We start from the raw sequence: 16158 nt of genomic DNA on the forward strand, positions 1-16158 counted from the left end.
TACAAAAAGGCCGAGAATGATTCTCGGCCTTTTTCATTCCTATAATTAAATAATCAAACTAGTCAGCTAAATTACTTAACAAGGTACGTTGTGCACTTCTGTACTCGCCCTTACGGGGTTTATTAAGTTGGTATGATCCATCGTTTTGTAACACCCAGCTTTGAGTATTATCCGTAATATAAGTTTCTAACTCTTTCTTAACACGTCTCGCTAGTTTCGGGTCTTGAATAGGGAAAGCAACTTCAATTCGGTTGTTCAAGTTTCTATCCATGCCATCAGCACTTGATAAATACACCAAAGGAGAGCGGTTATTGTAGAAGTAATAGACCCTTGTATGCTCCAAGAAACGCCCAATAATCGAACGCACCTTAATATTTGAAGACACACCTTTAATGCCAGGTCGCAGGGTACATATTCCACGCACAATCAGGTCAATTTTAACCCCTGCTTGAGAGGCTTTATAAAGCGCCTGCACTAACCTTTGCTCGGTAAGTGAATTAACTTTAATAATGATTCTCGATGGATTACCACTTCTAGCACTTTCAGCTTCTTTGGCAATCATATCCAGCAAACGATCTCTTAAAGTAAAAGGAGCGTGAAGGATTTTCTTCACCTTCAACTCTTTACTCATACCGGTTAACTGTTGGAATACTTTATGAATATCTTCACCGATATCACTATCACAGGTCAGCAGACTGTAATCAGTGTATAAACGCGCATTACCAGCATGGTAGTTACCCGTTCCTAGGTGTACATAACGTCTTAGAACACTGCCTTCACGACGCACTATTAGAATCATTTTGGCATGAGTTTTATGGCGAACAACCCCGTAGACGACAATCGCCCCGGCATCTTGTAGCCTACTTGCTAAGGCAAGGTTTTCCGCCTCATCAAAACGCGCTCTTAGCTCAATGACTACGGTCACCTCTTTACCATTACGCGCGGCATCTACCAAGGCATTGGCAATAGGGGAACGAGCTCCAGTACGATAAAGCGTTTGACGAATAGCAACCACATTTGGATCTTTCGCTGCATTACTTAAGAAATCAATCACAGGGGCGAAAGATTCATAAGGATGCATCAAGAGGTAATCTTTTTGCCTTATCGCCTCAAACATATCATCCCCTTTAGAAGTAGACAGCTTGCGCGGTAAACCCGGAGAGAATGGAGAGTACAAAAGATCAGGACGATCCACTAAATCAAGCACGGCAAGGAGTCGACTTAAGTTAACAGGGCCGTCAATCAAATAAAGGTCATTTTCATGCAAGTCGAACTGATCAAGCAAAGAAGTAATGACACTTTTTGGGCAATTTTCGGCAACTTCCAAACGTACTGAACTACCATAGTGGCGTGTTTGTAGCTCTGTTCTTAAGGCACCTGCTAAATCTAAACCGATATCGTCTGAGTCAACTTCCAAGTCAGCATTACGTGTCAGACGGAATTGATAGCTGCCTTTTACTGTCATGCCAGGGAATAGCTGATCCGCATGGGCGTGAATGATAGAAGACAGGAAAACTAAATTATCACCATCTTCACTCACTTCAGCAGGCATTTTTACCAAACGCGGTAATGAACTTGGCGCAGGTACGATAGCAAGGCCGTTTTCACGCCCGAAGGCATCTCGCCCTTCTAGTTCAACTACAAAGTTGAAGGTTTTATTAGCAAGACGAGGGAAAGGGTGTGCAGGGTCTAGTCCAATAGGGCTAATAATAGGCAAGACATTTTCACGGAAATATTTTTTAACCCAAGCCGCTTGTGACTCAGTCCATAAACTACGACGTATAAAGTGAACATTATGTTCAGATAGTTTAGGAAAGATAATGTCATTTAAAATACGGTACTGACGACGAACCAGTTTATGCGCTTGGTCACTGATTTGACGTAAAACTTCTTTTGGATAAAGGCCGTCTGGGCCGGTTTGTTCACGACTGAATTCTAATTGGCTTTTTAGGCCAGCAACACGAATCTCAAAAAACTCATCCATGTTACTACTAAAAATACAAAGAAACATGAGACGGTTAAGCACTGGGTGGTTTTCATCTATCGCCTGCTCTAATACACGAGCGTGAAAAGCGAGATTGCTTAACTCTCGGTTAAAATATAACTCAGAGTCATTGAGATCTATTTCTTCCGGCTTACGTTTATCTATTGCGAGTTTGTTTAGGTCTTGAGGCTGTTCTGGAATCGTTTCTAACGCAGGCTCATTAACGTCTCTCGTCTCGACAGCAGGAGACTCTTTCTTTTCGTTCATTTCTTTTTTGTCTAACGTTTTTTTCTCTGCTGCTTTTTTTTCAGGCGATTTCTTGTCGCTAGTTTTCTTTTCCGTCACTTTCTTTTCCACCAGCTTCTTCTCTAATGTTTTCACTGTTTCTGGTGCATTATGTTCTACTAGATCAACCATGCGCGTCACTACCTCAAATCAACTAAGGTGTAAGTATTACGCTCTGTTTTGAATAAAATTCTATTATCCTAAGAGCTGACTTTTTATTAATCACTCTTACTTGTATAACACAATTTTATGAAATTAACGTACATCCTTGTACTAACACATATTTTTATTGCTAAATAATTCAAATTTAAAGCAAAAAGGACCTTAAGCTTTAAGTAAACGTGCTACATCTTTAGCAAAATACGTCAAAATCCCATCTGCGCCAGCTCGCTTAAAAGCCAACAAAGATTCCATCATGACGGTATCTTTATCTAACCAGCCATTGGCAAAGGCAGCCATCTGCATGGCATATTCACCGCTCACTTGATAAGCAAAAGTAGGAACGGCAAGCTCAGTCTTAACACGACGAACAATATCCAAATATGGCATGCCAGGCTTTACCATCACCATATCCGCGCCTTCTTCAATATCTAATTGCACTTCACGGATGGCTTCGTCAGAATTAGCTGGATCCATCTGGTAATTGAATTTGTTACTTTTACCTAGGTTACCACTTGAACCTACCGCATCACGGAAAGGGCCATAATAAGCAGATGCATATTTTGCTGAATACGCCATGATGCGGGTATTGATAAAGCCATTCGCTTCAAGCGCTTCACGAATAGCGCCGATTCGGCCATCCATCATGTCTGATGGCGCAACAACATCTGCACCCGCTTTAGCATGAGAAAGAGCCTGATGGACTAAGATTTCTGTGGTGACATCATTTAATACGTAGCCTGTGTCATCAATAATGCCGTCCTGCCCATGCGTGGTAAAAGGGTCAAGTGCAACATCAGTAATCACACCTAAATCAGGAAAAGCAGATTTAAGTGCACGAACGGCTCTCTGAGCTAAACCATCATCAGAATAAGCTTCTTCGGCTTCAAGTGACTTTTTCTCTGCTGGGACCACTGGAAACAATGCAATCGCAGGTATACCAAGCTCAACCAATTCAGCAGCTTCAAGTAAAAGCTGATCAAGAGATACACGTTCTACACCCGGCATGGAAGGCACAGTTTCACGCTCATTTTCACCTTCTATCACAAACATAGGATAAATGAGGTCATTGGCAGTGACTTGGTTTTCCTGCATTAAACGACGAGAAAAACTGTCTTTACGCATTCTACGCATACGCACTAGAGGGAATGTCATTAGGTTGCTCCTTAAAAGCCTCTTAATTGAAATATCTAACTTAACTGAGAGACGCTTCTGCCTCTTCTAGGCTTTCTTGTGCCTCGAACCAAGCTTCTTCACTGTCTTCCAATTCTTTTTTCCATTTAGCCTCATCCGCTAATAAGGCCTGCAACTTATCTTTGTTCTTTGCTTCATAAAGCTCGCCATCAGCCATTTTCTCACTGATATCATCGAGTTTTTCTTGTGCTTTATGTACGGCTTTTTCATGTTTCTCGATGAGTTTTCTAAGGGGCCTCAGCTGCTGCCTTAGTTCTGCGGCTTTACGCCTTTCTTCTTTTTTATCAACCTTCTCAAGATTAACATTAGCGTTAGCTTTTTCTTGCTGGCGACCAGCTAACTGTCGTTTTTGCAACCAATCATAATAAGCGGCTAAATCACCATCAAACTCAGCAATCAGGTTATCCGCAACCAAATAGAACTCATCTACAGTACTGTTAAGTAGGTGTCGATCGTGAGATACCAATAAGATAGAACCAGGGAATTCTTGCAATGCTTCAGTCAGTGCTTGGCGCATTTCTAGATCTAAATGGTTAGTCGGCTCATCAAGAATCAGTAGGTTAGGTTTGGTCCATGCAATTAGTGACAAAGCCAAACGCGCTTTTTCGCCACCAGAAAAATCACGCACTGTACGCAATGCATCATCACCAATAAAGCCAAAACCACCTAAATAACGACGTATGTCACTTTCTAGCGCTGTCGCAGTTAACCTTTGAATATGAAGCACTGGGCTGGCATCAAGGTCTAAGGCGCTTAACTGATGTTGCGAGAAGTAGCCAATTTTTAGATTCTCACCACACACTCTATTACCACTAAGCAAGGCGAGTTCGCCTACCAGAGATTTAATTAGGGTTGATTTACCGGCACCATTTGGCCCCAACAAACCAATGCGCTGGCCATCTCGTAAATTGAAATTACAGTGAGGCAATTGAGATATTGGACCCGTTCCCTCCACTTGATAACCCAAATCAGCTTCGACCAGGTTAACCAACTGTGCAGATGTTTTATCTGCTACTGGAATGCTGAACTGAAATTGTGAATCAATATGAGCAGGGGCGATATCGCCCATTTTCTCCAACATTTTCAAGCGACTTTGCGCCTGCTTAGCTTTAGTCGCCTGATACCTGAATCTATCTACATAGGTTTGCAAGTGTGCTTTACGCGTTTGTTGGCGCTCATAGTTAGCTTGCTGTTGTGCTAGATGAGCAGCACGCTGGCGCTCATAATCTGAGTAATTTCCTTTATAGACAGTCAGCTTTTTCTGATATAGATGAATAATGTGGGTAGTAATGGCATCTAAGAAGTCTCTGTCGTGAGAGATAAGAATCAGAGTACCAGGATATTGTCGCAACCAAGACTCTAACCACATCACAGCATCGAGATCCAAGTGGTTAGTCGGCTCATCAAGCAATAACACATCAGAAGGACACATAAGGGCTTTGGCAAGGTTCAAACGAATACGCCAACCACCAGAAAAGTCAGTCACTGGTTTCGCCATATCTGCCATTTTAAAACCCAAACCTTGCAGCAAAGTCTCAGCTCTCGACCTTGAGCTATAACCATGGGCAGTTTCAAACTCACCTAACCAATGGGCATGAGCACTAGCATCGTTTTTCTGTTCCGCTTGTTCTATTTTTGCTTCAATTTCTCTTAGCCATTCATCACCATCAAGACAATAATCTAATGCACTACGATCAGTATCTGTGACTTCCTGTGCCATAAAGGCAATGCGTCTTTGCTGAGGGAAGACCACTTCGCCAGTATCGGCATGAAGATCACCACGCAACATAGCAAAAAGTGATGATTTACCTGCGCCATTAGCGCCAATCAAGCCTACTTTTTGGCCTTCATATATGGTCAAATCAGCCATTTCTAGCAGAAATTGACGGCCTCGCTGTAAACTTACTTGGGTAAACTGGATCATGTTTCAATTATTCTCTAGTCATGCTGTTCTGCTTTCAATGAGCAGTTAGTTTCTATAAGGATCATTACGCGCTAACTATTATTTGAAATACAAAGTGCGAATATAAGGTGTTCTATGTGCTCAGCTCATTCAAAAACTACCACTAACCAAGCGATAGAAGAGCAAGACGAAGCCTTGCTACTGAATGCATTTTGGCAATTCTCTCTTGATTTATATGTTAAACCTGAGGTTGCGAACTATTGTCTGGCCTTGCAAGACCAACATAATATGCAGGTCAATCTTCTGCTTTATAGTATTTGGCTAAGTGCTGAAGGCTGCATTCTAGAGCCTCAATTCATAAAACAAAATAGCCAATTACAAAACTGGTTAAGTGAGATTATTCCTTCTATTAGGCTGGCACGAAAAAATGTTGGCGAAAATTCTAAACAAGACCCTCTTTATAAGCAATTAAAAGCCTGTGAACTTAGGGCAGAACAAAAAGCGCAGGCCTTACTTTATGCAATAAAACGCAGTTATATAAGTGAGTTGACTCTTACAGAACAGAAAAATTACGGCAATTTTAATGCCCTTCTTGAATTCAACTTAAGTCTTTGCTGGCAGGCATTTTCTCAATGTCATGAAAAAAAACCTGAACCTAAGCTAATAAAGGAATTTAGCCAGTGGATGATTATTGATAGCGAGCGTAAAATAGAAGGTAAATTTAACATTAAGTAATGAGACAAATTTAAGCCTGCCTCCTTACAAGCTAAGGTAATACGACCGTGAACGACACAAGCCAACTAAGTGCGAATCAATTAAACGAAATCCAACGCTTTTCTTTTGATAATACCAATGTACGCGGTGAGCGCGTTATTTTGAATCAAGCTTATCAAGAGATCATTCAACGCAAAAACTACCCTGCTCCTCTAGAAAACCTATTAGGTGAATTTGTGGCAGCAATTGCGCTTCTCAGAGACATTATCAAGATTGATGGCGTCCTTTCGTTACAAGCAAAGGGTGAAGGTGAGTTATCCGCTATTATGGTGGAATGTGATGAACTACAAAATTTACGTGGTATTGCCCAGTGGCAAGACGGTGCAGAGTTCCCTGAACAGATATCGCTAAAAGAAACCCTAGCAGGTGGCTACCTTGTTATTACCATTACACCAACCAATGGTCGCAGATACCAAGGCGTTGTTGAACTAGTGGGTAATTCTTTAGCAGAATGCCTCGAGCAATATTTTACTCAATCCGAGCAATTACCTAGCCGTGTCTGGTTAGCCGCTGACGGCGCAAGCTGTGCAGGCCTATTTCTACAAAGATTACCTGCGGAACAAGCAAAAGAAGACGATGAAGACGCTTGGGAAAGGTTCGTACATCTAGCTTCAACAGTGAAAGATGAAGAGCTTTTAAAACTTGATACACTAGAACTTCTTCATCGCCTATATCATGAAGAAGAGTTACGCTTTTATGATGCTAAAGCAATGCAGTTCAATTGCTCTTGCTCTCGCCAAAGAACGCTTGAAGCATTAATTTCAATTGGTGCAGAAGAGATAAAAGAGATTTTATTAGAACAAGGCTCTATCAATATTGATTGCCAGTTCTGTGCAGAACACTACCAATTTATAGAAGCGGATTTAGTCCATGTTCTTGGTGAACACGCAAAAACTCACTAGTATTTGAAACCCATTCAGAATGCTGACTAAATAATCTAGGGGTAAAACGGCTTTACGCCTAGATTAAGTGTCGAACTCCATCAAAGAGACCAGATCTCTCCAGGTTATTATTCCCACGAGATGCCCCTTATCCAAAACAGGTATACAGGATATGCGTGCGCTAAGCATCCATTCAACAACCTTGTTTAATGAGTCATCCAGCGACACACAGATAGGTTGTCGTGTCATCACTTGATGAGCCGCCTTATCAAGCACATCTAGATCCCTTGTCATTTCTGCCGCCGTATCTAGGAAAGGGCTTAACAATCTAAGGATATCCCTATCAGAGATAATCCCCACCAATTCTTCCCCATCTAATACCGGTAGGTGATGAAAAGCATGCTTCTCCAATAAATTTCTCACCTCACCTAAACGGGTATCCATATCAACAAAGATAGGATCAGCCTTCATCACCTGAGCAATTGTTAAACTCTTCACCTGATCAAGTTCTCCTTACACAAAATAGAAACGTTTGTTTTAAAAACCAAAAAACAGAAAGAACAGTATCTAAACTTTATCACTAAAATACGCAAAATCTTAGTCAAAATCTGACATCGTCTGAGTTTTACCAATATACTCGAACTAATAATAAACATAACAGAGATAAATACGCATCATACCGATGTCTAACAAGACATTGATCATAAAATCCGTATAATTTAGCCCATCCACGCAACAGAAAGTTACATACTGGTCATAACCTGACCTGAATTATCATACTGTTGAGAGAAGCAACTTTAAGTAAAATTATCCATTTTTACTCACAATAATAAGTACTATAACGTACAAAATAGATGTTAAAGATTGCTCTCAATCCACCAAAATTGGCGATGAAATGGCGATACAGTAATGACCCAGAAATCTGTAGATGTACTATTAGTAGGGGCTGGTGCGATGAGCACTACCCTTGGCACGCTGCTAAAGCAGCTTGACCCTTCATTAAAAATCACATTGGTTGAACGCTTAGACAATGTGGCACAAGAAAGTACGGATGGCTGGAATAACGCTGGCACAGGCCACGCGGCCTATTGCGAATTAAACTACACACCAGAAAACCAAGACGGTAGCGTCAGCACTGATAAAGCGTTAGAGATTAACGCCGCATTTGAAGTGAGCTTGCAGTTTTGGTCTTACCTTGTTGAGCAAGGCGTTTTGCCTGAAGCAGGTAAGTTTATCAATTCCGTTCCGCACCAAAGCCTAGTTTGGGGCGAAAAGAACGTTAACTTTTTACGCACACGATATGCAGCACTGAAAGAGCATCATTTATTTGCGGGTATGGAATATTCAGAAGACCCTGACGTTCTCGCTAAGTGGATGCCGCTTATCATGAAGGACCGTGATATCAATGAAGCTTGTGCTGCAACACGTATCGCTCATGGCTCAGATGTAAATTTTGGCGCTTTAGCGCGTAACATGAGCCTTTTCCTTGATAATGATGAAAGTGTCGATTTACTTCTCAGCACTAGTGTCACTGGCTTCTCTAAGCAAGAAGATGGCAGCTGGGATGTCGACCTTGAAGATAAAAACCAAAAGCAGACTATTAACAGTAAGTTTGTTTTCCTTGGTGCAGGCGGTGGTGCACTACCGCTTTTACAAATGTCTGGCATCGAAGAAAGTAAAGGCTATGGCGGCTTCCCTGTAAGTGGACAGTGGCTTGTATGTGATAAGCCTGAAATTGTTGAGCAACACTTTGCCAAAGTTTATGGCGCAGCTCCGATAGGTGCGCCACCTATGTCTGTCCCTCATTTAGATACTCGTATCATAGATGGTAAAAAAGCTATTTTGTTTGGCCCTTTTGCTGGCTTTACCACTAAATTCTTGAAAAACGGCTCCTTCTTAGATTTACCAAAAAGCATCAAACTTAATAATCTTAAGCAAATGCTTTCAGTTGGCAAAAATAACATGGATTTGACTCGATACCTTGTGAGCGAAGTGAGACAGACTCAAGCAGATCGAGTTGATGCACTTAGAACCTTTTATCCTAATGCTAAAGATGAAGACTGGGAACTAGCCTATGCTGGCCAACGTGTTCAGATCATCAAACAAGACAAAGAAACTGGCGGCGGTAAGCTTGAATTTGGTACCGAAGCGATTGCCTCAAATGATGGGAGCTTAGCCGCTCTATTAGGCGCTTCACCAGGTGCATCGACAACCGTGAATACCATGATAGGCATTCTTGAACGCTGCTTTGCAGATAAAATGAATAGCCCAGAGTGGCAAGCTAAGTTGAAAGAGATGGTGCCTTCTTATGGGCTATCTTTGATTCAAGATAAAGAGTTGCTGAAACAGGTAAGAAGCCGTACTCTTAGCACACTAAAACTTGGTGATATGCCAGCCATTTAATACCAAGCTAACTCCATAAGAATAAATAAAGCCGCTTATATAGCGGCTTTGTTTTATAGAACTATTGGTAAAAAAATAAAGATAGGATACCTTTTATGACAATGTCATTTGCCCAACGCGCAGATCAAATTTGCGACCAATTAAGAGAAATTGAACACACTACAGAAGATAACGATACGCTCTTCTTTTGCGCCTATTTATTAGGCCTTTTAGGTGTACATGGTGGCATTGATGCTCACGGTCAAGTTGAGTTCGATGAAAATTTTGAAGCCGCTCTCAAAGACGCATTCGCGAATGAGAATATGAGTAAAGAAGATCAAGCTCAAATTCTTGCCCTTTGGAACAAGGTGATTGCTTAAGCTTTAAGATGATAAACAAGTTTATTTTTAAATACACCTTGAATTATCGCCTTAATAGCCTCAGCTCTTATAAAGACTCTTTATTATGTTAGATATTTCTTAAGTTTTTTGTAAAGATTGGGAATCTAGACTAGCATTTTGGAACTTTAAATAATTCCGTTGATCGAACTTACGAATCAACACTAACATATCGATAACACCTTATTGAATGGAACGCTTTTTATGAAAAAAACATTGATTGCAGCACTTACGCTATCGACCTCTCTAGCATTTGCTGCAGACGCAACTTACAGCCCAGAAACAGAGTCACAAAAACTAGGTTATACCTTTGGTACCATGGTAGGTGCTCAATTAAGCATGGGTGTTGAAGATCTAGATATTGATTCTTTTATGAAAGGTTTCCAATCAGCATATAAAGGCGAAACTCCTGCGATCCCTGAAGAAGAACTAAAAGGTATATTCCAAGCTTTCCAACAGCAAAAAATGGAAGAAGCACGCGTAGCTCAGGAACAAGAAGCAGAACAAGCTAAAGCGGGTTCCGTTGAGTGGTTAGCATCGATTGAAACACAAGAAGGCATAATGAAAACTGACTCTGGCCTGCTTTATAAAGCAGTGACAGAAGGTACTGGTGAGAAGCCAGTTGCGACTGATACAGTCAAAGTGAACTACGAAGGTTCATTAGCTAACGGCACCGTGTTTGATAGCTCATACGAGCGTGGCGAGCCAATCAGCTTCCCTCTGAATCAAGTAATCCCAGGCTGGACTGAAGGCCTACAACTTATGTCAGTTGGCTCTAAGTACGAACTATACATCCCATCTGACCTAGCATACGGTCCAGGCGGCACAGGCCCTATTCCACCACATTCAGCACTTAAGTTTGTTGTGGAGCTATTAGCGATCGAAACACCGGCTGTCGCTGAAGCTCAGTAAGCTTATTACTCAAATCAAAAACCCACCATATGGTGGGTTTTTTTATTGCTGCAAAGAAATTATTAATTACACAAATTCTTCGATATATTTTTCAACAATGTTAAAACGATCGAACTGAGAAAGCACTCTCTCGACATCCTTTGTATACTCTTCTGTCTCTTTGAAAGATAACGCAAAAGCTATTTTTTGAGCTAGGGCATTTGGTGCCATTTCAGACAGAAATAGTTCAAGTTCCCCATTCATAATCTGCCTAACACCACCAGGAGAATCAGTCGCAATAACTTTAGTTTGAACGGCCAATGCCTCCAGAAGAACCATACCTAAACCTTCATGTTTAGAGCTTAAAACATAAAGATCAGACTGCTTATAATAGTGGAACGGTTCACTTACACTCCCTTTAAAATGAACACTGCTATCAAGATCTAATTCATTAACTTTTTTACGAATAATGACTTCATCTGGCCCTGAACCAACAATTAATAAATCATGCTCAATATGATATTTTTTTCGGGCAATTGCAAAAGCTTCTACTAAAAGTGAAAAGTTTTTCTGGTGAACTAAACGACCTAAACCGAGAATAAAGGGTTTGACGTGCACTGACTCTTTTGACTTAGCGGATTCACGGATAAAGTTAAAGTCGCAAGGGTTACTCAACATAATAGCTTTTTTATATGCTAAATTATGTGTTTTTGCCATATCTAAAAAGCTATCTAATGCTCCAGTCGAAACACAAGCGACATTACGGTAATCAAATAATGAATGGAAAACTTTTTTAGAAAGGCCTTTGTACATATACTTCTTTTGTACATTTTCACAAACAAAAACAAACCTAGAGTCATTCAATATCCAAACATGTTCAAAGGTACCCTGACCTCTAAAAATAACTAAATCAAATGCTGAACCATTTTTAACTTCTAGCGCTTTAAGCTTACTTTCAAAAACCTTTGCTTCAAGACGATTAAACCACAACAAATTAGACTTTCTAAAAATAGCATTTAAAATTTTTGAGCCGAGAAAGCATATAGGGCCATGAAACTTACCTAAGGCAGCTCGTTTTAAATTAAACAAGTGGACAGGTACATCAGTATTAGGTTTAAGATCAACCTTGCGATCTTTAAGATAAACAAGATCACATTTATGCCCTGATTGCACAAAAGCGTCGGCTAAAGAAGTCGCTACACGTTCCATTCCACCCATTTTGAGAGTATGAACAACTACTGCTATGCGCATACTTCAGTTTCCTCTAACTTCTTTCTCTGTTGAGCAAAGTAGAAAGTATATAAACAACCAAACATAATATTATGGACATACACCCCATAACTTCGCGAACTAAAGGATTCAAAAGAATTAATAATGATCCAGAAAATTAAAAAACACATTCCAAGCACTGTATACGTTTTTAAGTCAGGATTTTCTCTGTGAGCGAGTACAAGAGAGCGAATTAACCAATAATACATTCCATAGATAACTAGTGCACCTAATAAGCCATACGCGACTAAAAGCTCAATATGATAACTATGAAGGTGAGTATATTTTTTTTTAACATTTGAAGTAAAGCGTTTAGATTGAAGCATAACCTGATTAATAGAATTTTCTCCACTACCCAAAATAGGGTGATTACCAATCCAATCTACAGCATCAATCCAAGATTTCAATCGAATCCCCCCACTAGAAGATGGAATTTCATCAAAATCACCAGAAAGAAAATTATTAATTACATCCTCTTCCATCTTAATAGTTTGCTGTACAAAACGTTTTTCAAAAAAATCAGTATAACTAAAGCTATATATACACAGTAAAATAATAAAGAAAGAAGTTAAAAGTTTTTTATTTGAAAATTTTTCAAATAAAAAACTAGCAAATATAGGGGCAAGAAACAGCGTAATCGAAATTGCCAGCCAAGTTTGCCTTGATTGTGAGAAAAGTAAAAACAAAGAGCTGAAGGTAAAACACAATGTAAAAATAAATAAAGTTAAAAATCTTTTTTCAAAAAACACTTTATTATTTAAAATGAAAAAAGCAGTTATAATTAATGAAACCCCAGAAAACATTGAGGTAAATTGAGCGTTTTTAATCCCAAAATCAACTCTAAATCCATTAAACCCATCAATTAAACTTTCATAAAATCCTACTGAAAGAAACACACTAACAATAAAACCTAAAACAAAAGAAAGCATTGTCATAAGGACTCTTTTTACTGAACCGCCAAGCCAATATGCAACGAATATAAATGAAAAAAGTTTTAGTAACCTATCTAATTTAGGGTAGTCGCTCGAAAATTCTGGAAAATAAATTTGAGAATTAACCCAAGAAAAAAACTGAACAACTATAGAAAAAAGCAACAATATAAACATTGGATCTTTTTTAAATAAATCATTATCCTTAACAACCAAAGGGAAAGAAAACAATAAAAATATCAAAAGAGTGGTTTTCGATAAAGTTTCAAAAATTATATAGCTTGATGTATAAACTAAAATAAGACAGAACATAAAACCATTAAAATAACAGCTTTCATAAATATTTTTAACATTCAGCATATTAATTAATACCTAGAACAAGTAAAACGTTAGCCCTATTAAACTAACTACATTCCTTTTTTACCAAGAACAATTGCACAAGTTCTAAAAGCAGTTTCAATATCAAGCCAAATGCTCCAATGTTTAATATAATACAAGTCATACATAAGTTTTTGCCTTGCATCTTCTGCGTTAGATCCGTATGGATAAAGTACTTGTGCCCAACCAGATACCCCAGGACAAATTAAATGGCGTTCATGATAATAAGGTATTTTCTGTTCATAATTCTCGACTAGTATATCCCATTCTGTCCTTGGGCCGAACAGATGCATATCTCCTTTTAAAATATTATAAAGTTGAGGTAGTTCATCAACCCTCGTTCTCCTCATAAACTCTCCAAAAGGAAAAATTCTAGTGTCTTTCACATCAGTATATGGGTTAAAAAAAGAGTTTTCATGCATAGTTCGAAATTTATAAACAGTAAAACCCTTACACTTTAAACCTATTCTTTTTTGCTTAAAAAGAATAGAACCCGGCGATTCCTTTTTTATTTTGTAAATAATTAAAAATAAAAAAGGGATCAAGAGTGAGAATGCAACAAAACAAAAAGAGAGGTCAAAAACTCTTTTTAAAAAATATTCAAACTTTGAATATGGATTAATCACATTGAGGTAATCAAGAGATATAGATTCATATGGCACATAACATTTTCTCAAAAAACTTTCCATAAAAGAATTTAAGCTAATCAAGCGAGTTTTAGTACAGTTATATTTAGAAATGTCTTTTAAGAATCCGACACTATCTATTGCATCTAAATTGATAACAAAATAATCAACATCACCATCATTTAAATATTGTTCAAACTGATTTGGTACAATATAGACACTTTCAATTTTCTTTGACGAAAGGTTTTTTAAATCACGATTAGTAAATTTATAGCACTCTCCAATAAAAACTACTTTCAAACTGGAAAAATTAAAAAGATCAAATAGATAGCTAAAAGAAACTTTAGCAAACAGTATAACGACGGGGGTCGAAAAGGCCCAAAGCAAAATAGCAGATCTTGAAAAGTTCAATATAGAGAGATTCAGGTATGCAACAAAAATAAGAAGTAAAACATTAAGAAACCATGATTTAAAAACTGTTTCAATTTTCTTTGCGAAAGTTCTTTCCTTATAACGACTATAACCATTTAATAGATACGTGCCTACCAACAAAGACGCCCCTGATATAATACCTAGCCATTCATAAGACTCTCTCCAGTTAAAATCAAGAAAAAAAACATTTAACAAGAAAAGAATTAATAAAGGAAATACTAAGTCAATTAATCCGAAGCACCACAGAATAAGACTCGATTTAAGTTTGTGTTCGTTATTCATTAATATTTTCGCTTATAAAATTTCATTAAAATTAAACTGTTCAATGACTAATTAAAAAGTCATACTAAATAAGACCTGTAATTTTTTTCTAAATCAATGAAAAAACAAAGCCAGAATAAAAATCAAAAGCAGTCAAGAACGACACTTTATTAAATAAGAAAAGATAAAAATCATAAATCACGTGAAAAAGCATTTACTTCATATAAAATATTTTTGGATGCAGTATCTACAGAGAAATGATCATTTAAGAGCTGAAATGCATTTTCACCTATAGACTTTCTCAAGCATGAATTATTAAGTAATTCTAAAGCTGATTGGTATAGTTTTTCATCTTCACCGTTAACATAAGCAAAACCTGCATTTTTTTTATTAACAAACTCAATTAAATCATTGCCATCATTTACGCTACCTAAAATGGGTAGTGATTGCACCATATACCCTAATAACTTACCAGGAAAATTATGTGCCTTATGGCTTTTTGCTAAAGAAAATAACCCCACATCTACCTGGGATAGAACTTCTTTATACTGATCCTGATTTATGGAGGGGAGCAACGTTAAATTATTCAAAGATAACTCATGAATTCTTTTTTCTACTAAGTTAAATTCATCCCCTTGCCCAATGAATAAAAAGTGAGCATTTTCAACTCCCTTTAACCTTTCTGCTAAGCGAATAAGATTACCCATATCCTGAGCATGTCCGATATTACCACCATAAAAAAATATAACTTTATCATGCAAAGACAGCTTTTTACGAATATTCAGCGTATATTTTTCAACCTGGAATGGCTTTATTGCAGCCCAATTGGGAAGTACTTTTAAATTATCATAACCCGAATATATAGACTTGAAATAAACGACATTAGCCTCAGACATGAGGCCAATACTATTAGACGCATCATAATTTAATTTTTCAAAAAAACGAAAATACTTTGCTATTATTGAACGCCCTGAAATCATTCCTTCATCTATAACCCACTGAGGAAACATATCACGTAAAATCAAGTAAATATAAGTATTGTAGTTTTTTCTTAAATAGCGTGCTAAATATCCGAAAAATATTGTAGGAGAATAATTAATACATAAATCAAACTTTTCTTTATTCAACTCTGACTTAATTGCAAGCAGAGCTCTTGGAGAAAACAAACTCTCATTAATAGCTCTTTTAATTTTACTTGCTCCATGGGTTTGACCAGAATGAAACTTCCAAATAGTTACACCATCAATTTCATCAATTAGCAATTTAGCTTTTTTATTAAATAGTCCTGGAGTTATAACAACAACGTCATTTCCTTTAGTTTTCAAATCAACAGCAAGTTCATGAAGCATTTTAGCGTGAACTAAAGTGCTATGTGGTAAATAGTCATCTGATAAAATTGCAATACGCATTTG

At 38.0% G+C, this 16158-nt stretch carries 13 protein-coding genes; 5 read left to right on the plus strand and 8 right to left on the minus strand.

Features of this window, described 5'->3' with window-relative positions; translation table 11 throughout:
* Window positions 1-58: 58 nt before the first annotated feature.
* From ppk1 to Q0A08_RS14580, 3 genes are all read right to left on the minus strand, one after another.
* Complete coding sequence (gene ppk1, locus Q0A08_RS14570; protein ID WP_438462239.1) at window positions 59-2401, minus strand: polyphosphate kinase 1; 2343 nt, start codon at window positions 2399-2401, stop codon at window positions 59-61.
* Between the two features lie 192 nt (window positions 2402-2593).
* The gene (gene hemB / locus Q0A08_RS14575; RefSeq protein ID WP_438462240.1) at window positions 2594-3583 is read right to left on the minus strand and encodes a porphobilinogen synthase; all 990 of its coding nucleotides are present in this window, start codon (window positions 3581-3583) and stop codon (window positions 2594-2596) included.
* A 40-nt stretch (window positions 3584-3623) separates the two neighbouring features.
* The gene (locus tag Q0A08_RS14580; RefSeq protein ID WP_438462242.1) at window positions 3624-5546 is read right to left on the minus strand and encodes an ATP-binding cassette domain-containing protein; all 1923 of its coding nucleotides are present in this window, start codon (window positions 5544-5546) and stop codon (window positions 3624-3626) included.
* 114 nt (window positions 5547-5660) lie between these two features.
* Here Q0A08_RS14580 and Q0A08_RS14585 point away from each other — a divergent pair, with 114 nt between their 5' ends.
* Window positions 5661-6260 (plus strand): TIGR02444 family protein, encoded by a 600-nt coding sequence (locus Q0A08_RS14585; RefSeq protein WP_438462243.1) that lies wholly within the window; start codon window positions 5661-5663, stop codon window positions 6258-6260.
* Window positions 6261-6307: 47 nt separating this feature from the next.
* The gene (gene hslO, locus Q0A08_RS14590; RefSeq protein WP_438462244.1) at window positions 6308-7201 is read left to right on the plus strand and encodes an Hsp33 family molecular chaperone HslO; all 894 of its coding nucleotides are present in this window, start codon (window positions 6308-6310) and stop codon (window positions 7199-7201) included.
* Window positions 7202-7264: 63 nt separating this feature from the next.
* Here the strand turns inward: hslO and Q0A08_RS14595 are convergent, their stop codons facing one another.
* The gene (locus Q0A08_RS14595; RefSeq protein ID WP_438462245.1) at window positions 7265-7678 is read right to left on the minus strand and encodes a CBS domain-containing protein; all 414 of its coding nucleotides are present in this window, start codon (window positions 7676-7678) and stop codon (window positions 7265-7267) included.
* 411 nt (window positions 7679-8089) lie between these two features.
* Between Q0A08_RS14595 and mqo the strand changes: the two genes are divergently transcribed.
* The 3 genes from mqo (at window position 8090) to Q0A08_RS14610 (ending at window position 10872) form a co-directional block, all read left to right on the plus strand.
* Window positions 8090-9583, plus strand: coding sequence for a malate dehydrogenase (quinone) (mqo, locus tag Q0A08_RS14600; RefSeq protein WP_438462246.1), 1494 nt, complete (start codon window positions 8090-8092; stop codon window positions 9581-9583).
* Between the two features lie 95 nt (window positions 9584-9678).
* The gene (locus Q0A08_RS14605) at window positions 9679-9942 is read left to right on the plus strand and encodes a YfcL family protein (protein WP_438462247.1); all 264 of its coding nucleotides are present in this window, start codon (window positions 9679-9681) and stop codon (window positions 9940-9942) included.
* 222 nt (window positions 9943-10164) lie between these two features.
* Complete coding sequence (locus tag Q0A08_RS14610) at window positions 10165-10872, plus strand: FKBP-type peptidyl-prolyl cis-trans isomerase (RefSeq protein WP_438462248.1); 708 nt, start codon at window positions 10165-10167, stop codon at window positions 10870-10872.
* Between the two features lie 66 nt (window positions 10873-10938).
* On the opposite strand, the gene Q0A08_RS14615 is transcribed toward Q0A08_RS14610, so the two are convergent.
* From Q0A08_RS14615 to Q0A08_RS14630, 4 genes are all read right to left on the minus strand, one after another.
* Window positions 10939-12102, minus strand: a complete 1164-nt coding sequence (locus Q0A08_RS14615; protein ID WP_438462249.1) for a glycosyltransferase — start codon at window positions 12100-12102, stop codon at window positions 10939-10941.
* Complete coding sequence (locus tag Q0A08_RS14620; RefSeq protein WP_438462250.1) at window positions 12093-13409, minus strand: O-antigen ligase family protein; 1317 nt, start codon at window positions 13407-13409, stop codon at window positions 12093-12095. Before Q0A08_RS14620 ends, Q0A08_RS14615 begins: the two co-directional genes overlap by 10 nt.
* A gap of 47 nt (window positions 13410-13456) precedes the next feature.
* The gene (locus Q0A08_RS14625) at window positions 13457-14767 is read right to left on the minus strand and encodes a sugar transferase (protein ID WP_438462251.1); all 1311 of its coding nucleotides are present in this window, start codon (window positions 14765-14767) and stop codon (window positions 13457-13459) included.
* Between the two features lie 170 nt (window positions 14768-14937).
* Complete coding sequence (locus Q0A08_RS14630) at window positions 14938-16155, minus strand: glycosyltransferase family 4 protein (protein ID WP_438462252.1); 1218 nt, start codon at window positions 16153-16155, stop codon at window positions 14938-14940.
* Between the last annotated feature and the right edge of the window lie 3 nt (window positions 16156-16158).

This window comes from Marinomonas sp. PE14-40, from assembly GCF_051623805.1.
GTDB lineage: Bacteria > Pseudomonadota > Gammaproteobacteria > Pseudomonadales > Marinomonadaceae > Marinomonas.

What these genes read in the sequence shown, in the direction of transcription:
- ppk1 (WP_438462239.1), bottom strand. Translation starts at nt 2,401, where the DNA reads ATGGTTGATCTAGTAGAACATAATGCACCAGAAACAGTGAAAACATTA.
- hemB (WP_438462240.1), bottom strand. Translation starts at nt 3,583, where the DNA reads ATGACATTCCCTCTAGTGCGTATGCGTAGAATGCGTAAAGACAGTTTT.
- Q0A08_RS14580 (WP_438462242.1), bottom strand. Translation starts at nt 5,546, where the DNA reads ATGATCCAGTTTACCCAAGTAAGTTTACAGCGAGGCCGTCAATTTCTG.
- Q0A08_RS14585 (WP_438462243.1), top strand. Translation starts at nt 5,661, where the DNA reads ATGTGCTCAGCTCATTCAAAAACTACCACTAACCAAGCGATAGAAGAG.
- mqo (WP_438462246.1), top strand. Translation starts at nt 8,090, where the DNA reads ATGACCCAGAAATCTGTAGATGTACTATTAGTAGGGGCTGGTGCGATG.
- Q0A08_RS14605 (WP_438462247.1), top strand. Translation starts at nt 9,679, where the DNA reads ATGACAATGTCATTTGCCCAACGCGCAGATCAAATTTGCGACCAATTA.
- Q0A08_RS14610 (WP_438462248.1), top strand. Translation starts at nt 10,165, where the DNA reads ATGAAAAAAACATTGATTGCAGCACTTACGCTATCGACCTCTCTAGCA.
- Q0A08_RS14615 (WP_438462249.1), bottom strand. Translation starts at nt 12,102, where the DNA reads ATGCGCATAGCAGTAGTTGTTCATACTCTCAAAATGGGTGGAATGGAA.
- Q0A08_RS14620 (WP_438462250.1), bottom strand. Translation starts at nt 13,409, where the DNA reads ATGCTGAATGTTAAAAATATTTATGAAAGCTGTTATTTTAATGGTTTT.
- Q0A08_RS14625 (WP_438462251.1), bottom strand. Translation starts at nt 14,767, where the DNA reads ATGAATAACGAACACAAACTTAAATCGAGTCTTATTCTGTGGTGCTTC.
- Q0A08_RS14630 (WP_438462252.1), bottom strand. Translation starts at nt 16,155, where the DNA reads ATGCGTATTGCAATTTTATCAGATGACTATTTACCACATAGCACTTTA.